The sequence below is a fragment of the Microcystis sp. M49636_WE2 genome (assembly GCF_030065375.1).
GTDB lineage: Bacteria > Cyanobacteriota > Cyanobacteriia > Cyanobacteriales > Microcystaceae > Microcystis > Microcystis aeruginosa_C.
Genome location: NZ_JASJFG010000931.1, coordinates 1 through 5,386, shown reverse-complemented (window position 1 = coordinate 5,386; position 5,386 = coordinate 1). Strand labels below are relative to the sequence as shown.

3 protein-coding genes are annotated in these 5,386 nt (G+C 44.8%); 1 reads left to right on the top strand and 2 read right to left on the bottom strand.

What is annotated here, in order from left to right:
- Positions 1–391 precede the first annotated feature (391 nt).
- Both PX484_RS21355 and PX484_RS21350 read right to left on the bottom strand, forming a co-directional pair.
- A complete protein-coding gene (locus PX484_RS21355; protein ID WP_287768428.1) occupies positions 392–1,561 on the bottom strand; it encodes an HhoA/HhoB/HtrA family serine endopeptidase in 1,170 nt (389 codons plus the stop codon).
- Positions 1,562–1,942: 381 nt separating this feature from the next.
- Positions 1,943–2,611 (bottom strand): hypothetical protein, encoded by a 669-nt coding sequence (locus tag PX484_RS21350; protein ID WP_287768430.1) that lies wholly within the window; start codon positions 2,609–2,611, stop codon positions 1,943–1,945.
- Between the two features lie 208 nt (positions 2,612–2,819).
- Here PX484_RS21350 and PX484_RS21345 point away from each other — a divergent pair, with 208 nt between their 5' ends.
- Complete coding sequence (locus PX484_RS21345; protein WP_287668983.1) at positions 2,820–4,943, top strand: serine/threonine-protein kinase; 2,124 nt, start codon at positions 2,820–2,822, stop codon at positions 4,941–4,943.
- Positions 4,944–5,386: the final 443 nt, after the last annotated feature.

The following is a 5,386-nucleotide window of genomic DNA, read 5'->3' as shown; positions in this document are numbered from 1 at the left end:
TTGGCCATAATTACCCAACGATTGTCTTGGGATAATTTCCCCTCAAAGGGCAGCTCGAAGTTTTCTGGTGGGGTTGAGGGTAACTCGCTTTTACGGTACATTAGCACTAATTAGAGAAGATGCAAGGGTGATGCAAGGGTGATGCAAGGGTTTTAAGAGATTCTAGCAGATTTAAGTGCATTTGGGAAGCTCTCAATCAAGCTAAAAGCCCTTTCCTGTAAGGTTTTTACCATTATTCAGCAAACCCTAAGTAAGTGGGTGTTAATTCAGTTATCAGTGAACAGTGGCAAGCGGGGAAGTGGGTAAGTGGGGAAGCGGTCTCATCACCCTATTACCCCAAAACCCTATCACCCTATCTCCTCATTCCTGACGACCGACTCCAGACCGCCGATTACTGATTTGACATTTGGGCGGTGATTACGGTGAGATCGATCGCCCTTTCACCCCTTCTGATTCTTAGGGGTAAAGACTGACCGATGCCGGTTTTTTCCACCATTTCCTGTAACTCAGTGCCATCGCTAACCGGTTGATTATTAGCTTTGACAATCACATCCCCGCGACGGATCCCGGCTTTTTCGGCGGGGGTATTGGGTAAGACTTTCACCACCAAAATTCCCGACACTTCCGGCACGATCATCGAAGAATTGGGGTTTTGATTATTAGCCCGGGCTAAATCGGGAGTTAGATTAACCATCTGCACACCGATATAGGGATGGGCCACCTTTTGACCTGATTCTAGGGTCGCTTGTAACTGCTTGGCCCGGTCGATGGGAATGGCAAAACCGATCCCCATGGCATCAGCACGAATCGCCGTATTGATGCCGATGACTTCCCCTTGGGCGTTGAGTAAAGGACCGCCGGAATTGCCCGGGTTAATAGCGGCATCGGTTTGGATAAAATCAATGCGTTTATCGGGAATACCCGCCTTAGCCGCCGAGCGCCCGATCGTGCTAATAATTCCTAAAGTTACCGTATTATCTAGACCGACGGGATTGCCTACTGCGATCGCCCAGTCCCCCACTTGTATGGATGAGGAATTGCCGAGGACGGCTACAGGTAATTTTTCCCCTTGGGGATTAATTTTCACCACGGCTAAATCAGTGATCTCATCAGTACCGCGTACTTCTCCTTTGAAGCTACGACCATCTTTTAAAGTTACCGTTACCTTATCGGCATTATCGACCACATGGGCATTAGTTAAGATTAAACCACTGCCATCGATAATAAAACCCGATCCCTGGCCCGCCACTCGCTGCTGGGTGGGAACACGAAACTGTTCCCCAAAAAACTCCTGAAAAAAAGGATCATCAAAAAAGGGGCTATTGGGACGAGTAATGATCGCTTCGGTGTCAATTCGCACCACTGCCGCACCCGTGCGGGCCACTGCCTTAGCGACAAAACTTTCCGCCGTCATCTCCGGGGGAATTCTGGCCAGATCGGCGGCAGCAGTGGGCAGATTTTGAGCATTTACCGCCGCTAAACTGCTAAAACCGAGCATAACTCCCAGAAAAGTTGCCAAAGCGTGGGTAATAGTTCGCCGTAACCCTGTAGGAAGTTTCATACTTTGATCTCTGATTCTGATGTTTTAACTGTTTCTGTCTATCGGTTGACAGACCGACTATTAAAAATCTAACAAATCGATCGCTCCGTTTAAATCCAGAAATAACCAATGAGTTGACACCAAGTCCGTCTGCTGGCGGATTTGGTGATGGTTTGCCGTTTACTAGGGCTGGCTGAATAAATCTAAAAACCTTGTTGGATAAGGCTTTTAGACTTTTTTGACCTCAAAAAGTGCCTACCATTGGAGTGATCGGGGGTAAAATTCCTGGACTTTTTCCCTGAAAATTAGGTAACTGACTACCTCAAAATCGCTAAAACCCCACACCCCACACCCCACACCCCACACCCTGCCACCACGAAAAACTTTTTCAGCAGACCCTAACTAATCTCTGATCACTAGGGGCGATTGCAGGGTAATATTTAAATCTCGATCGGGGTTAACAGAGTATAACTGCACGGAACTACCACCAACAATTCCCGCCGTCGGTAAACCCCATCCCGCAAGGGTTCCCACGGCTGCCCCCGCTAAGACATCGAGAACTTCGATCTTGCGATCGCCCGTAAGAGCAGCGATCGCTGTGGCTGCCCCCGCACCGGCGACGGTTCCCGCTAAGATATCTTGAGTTTTTGCCCCTTTACGCAGGGTTTCAGTGGTAGTAATTAATCGCGAAGTGGCATTGAGGGGGATAATGCGATTGCCCCCATCTAGGCCAATTTCATCGGCAATAAACCGCACACCTCGGCCCGCCGCTTCTAAAGTACCCTTGACTTCACTTCCCGCTGCAATCACCACACTCCCATTCCGGTTACGAATATCTCTGGCTACGGTTAAAGTCAGAGGAATAACATCACTTTTAGAAACTAAAATTTTATCGGCTTTCTCGTAATTCAAAGGGATAACTGTTCCGGCCGGAATCGAGATTTGTTGAGCGATCAGACGTGGCCGATTAATATTACTTTGAGCGAGGACGGGAAAAGTACCGGACATCGACCCCATGAGCAGGGTAATCAGTAAAGCTGTGCCGGCTCTAGTAACGGGATTGATAGACATAGCGGTTATCCTCTCAAAAAACAACAGTGAACCTTCTCTGTTTCTAGATTATTTTTTTCTGTCTGTCATGTCAGTCCCCTCCACAGGGAATTTTTTCCCTATAGAGAGGGAAAAAAGTAGAATGGGAGAGTTGCCGCATTTTGTCCAGCGACCGCAAAAGAAAGCCGAAAAGCCTAGAATAGTAAAAAACCCTGGATTGCCATCGTCTATGGAACTCGCTGCCGGAAAAATCCTTAGTCATCGCTACCAAATTATCCGTCAATTGGGAAAAGGGGGATTCGGACAGACTTTCTTGGCCTGCGATCGCCAGTTACCCAATCAAAATCGCTGTGTGATCAAACAATTTCAACCCCAGTGCCGGAATGCCGAAACTGTAGCCATCGCTAGACGACTGTTTGAAACCGAGGCGAAAATCCTGCAAGAATTGGGCAATCATCGCCATATTCCCCGTTTATTTGCTTATTTTGAGGAAAATGGGCAATTTTTCCTCGTGCAAGAATACATTGAAGGGGAAGATTTAGCCACAGAAATTACTGCCGGTGTCTATAGGCAAAATGAAGAGAAAGTAGTGGCTTTATTAACAGAAATTCTCTCAATTCTCGAATTTGTCCATCACAAACAGGTGATCCATCGCGATGTTAATCCCTTCAATCTTATTCGTCGCAGCCAAGATGATCAATTGGTTTTAATTGATTTTGGTGCTGTCAAACAAATTAGCAGTCAAGTAGTTAAAGAAGGTAAAACCGTTTCTACAGTCGCTATCGGTACCCCCGGTTATTTCCCCAGTGAACAGGCCCAAGGTTATCCCCGTTTTAGTAGCGATATCTATGCCACTGGTATTATTGGATTACAAGCTTTGACCGGTAAAGCTCCCGAAGATATTCCATTGGATGCTCGCACGGGGGAAATTCTCTGGCAACATTTGGCCATGACTAGCGCCGAGTTTAGTGATGTTATCGAGCGCATGATCCGCTATGATTTTCGTCAGCGTTATACCAGCGCCAGTGAAGCATTAATCGCTCTGAGAAAATTAGGAAAAATTCATCATCTCGATCCGAAAACTACCCAGGCGGTGAAACCCCAAGGTCGAGTTGCTCGTCAAGGGAAATCTTGGCTAACAAAAATCTTGTTTGTCTCTGGGACAATTGGTTTAATAGCTGGTGCTTATCTGGGTTTTGATTATTGGCAAAATTCTCGTAATTCTCTTAGTTACTATCAACAAGGTCAGACTTTTTATCAACTTAAACGCTATACTGATGCCCTTAATTCCTATGGTAAAGCCTTAAAAATTAATCCCGATTATCTTGAGGCATTGCAAGGACAAGCCGATGCTTTATTAGCTTTAAAAAGATACTCGGAAGCTTTAAATACCTACGAAAAAGCTATTCAAATTAACCCGGATTCCGCTTGGCAAGCTTGGCTCGGTCGCGGGAAAGCTTTAGATAAATTAGGCAAAAATCAGGAGGCTTTAGAAAGTTTTGAGCGGGTCTTATCTCTTAATCCTGCTGCTAGTCAAGCTTGGCAAGGTAAAGCCGATATTTATCTGGAACTGCAACAATATTCCGCCGCCCAAAAAGCTCTTGAAAAATTGTTAACTTTTCAAAAAAATGATGCCAAAATATGGTATAAAAAAGGCTGGTCATTACAAAATCTTGAGGATTATGAAGGGGCAGTTAAAGCCTACGATCAGGCTCTAGCGATCGAATCGGATAATGCCTTAATTTGGTATCAAAAAGGTAATAGTTTGTATCAATTAAATAAAATTAATGATGCTTTAGAAAGTTATAGCAAAGCCGGACAATTTAATCCCCAATTTTCCCAAGCTCACTATAGTCAAGGGATTATTCTGCAAAAATTAGGCCGCAACTCAGAAGCTTTGGAGGCATTTAATCAAGCAACTAAAGCCAATTCTAATTATTATCAAGCCTGGTTAAATCAAGGGGCATTACTTCATCAACTGGAAAGATTTCAAGAAGCGATCACATCCTACGAAAAAGCTCGCCGCATTTCTTCCCAAAAAGCCGAAGTTTTTATCGGTATCGGTAACGCTTGCTATCGTTTAGGCGACAATTCTCAAGCCATAAATGCCTATCAACAGGCGATTCAAAGACAAAAAGATAACCCCGAAACATGGAAAAGTTTAGGCAATAGTTGGTTTAAACTCGGTCAATACGAGCGAGCGATTCAAGCTTATCAAGAATCACTTCGTTATCGTTCCAATGACCGAGAAGTGCAAACACAAAAACAACTGGCAGAAACTCGCTGGCAAGAACTTCAGCAATCTCCCCAAAACCAAACCCCCAAAGTCGATAGGGAGGAACCGGTTCCCTAACTTCCGCTCTTTTTCTGGAGCTTTATCCCTTTTTACCGCTATTTCTCGGCAATAATTCCCGTCCTTGATAAAACTGTTTTTTCAGTTCTCCCAAGTGCCAATAAGCTCCCACCATATCTTTTTGTCTCCCGTTTCGTCTATAATCACCATTATTTCTTACCCATCGGCCAGATTTAGAATTAATTTTAATCTTCTATTTCTCACTTCTTCTACTGACCAGGGTGCCTCGGTTAAATCGTAGTCTAAATTATCTAATTGTCGGATATTAAAAGTCATAACTCTAGTTTTCCTCCCAGGCTTTACTTTAATTTTAGGGGATTAGCTGACCGACAGCCAAACTGACGCTAAAATAGTCTTTGCTGTCCGGGGTTGTTGCTTGCTCCTGACGGTGGTTGTAACCGGTAACTGAACATGACTTCGATTCGTCAACTGCATCAACAACT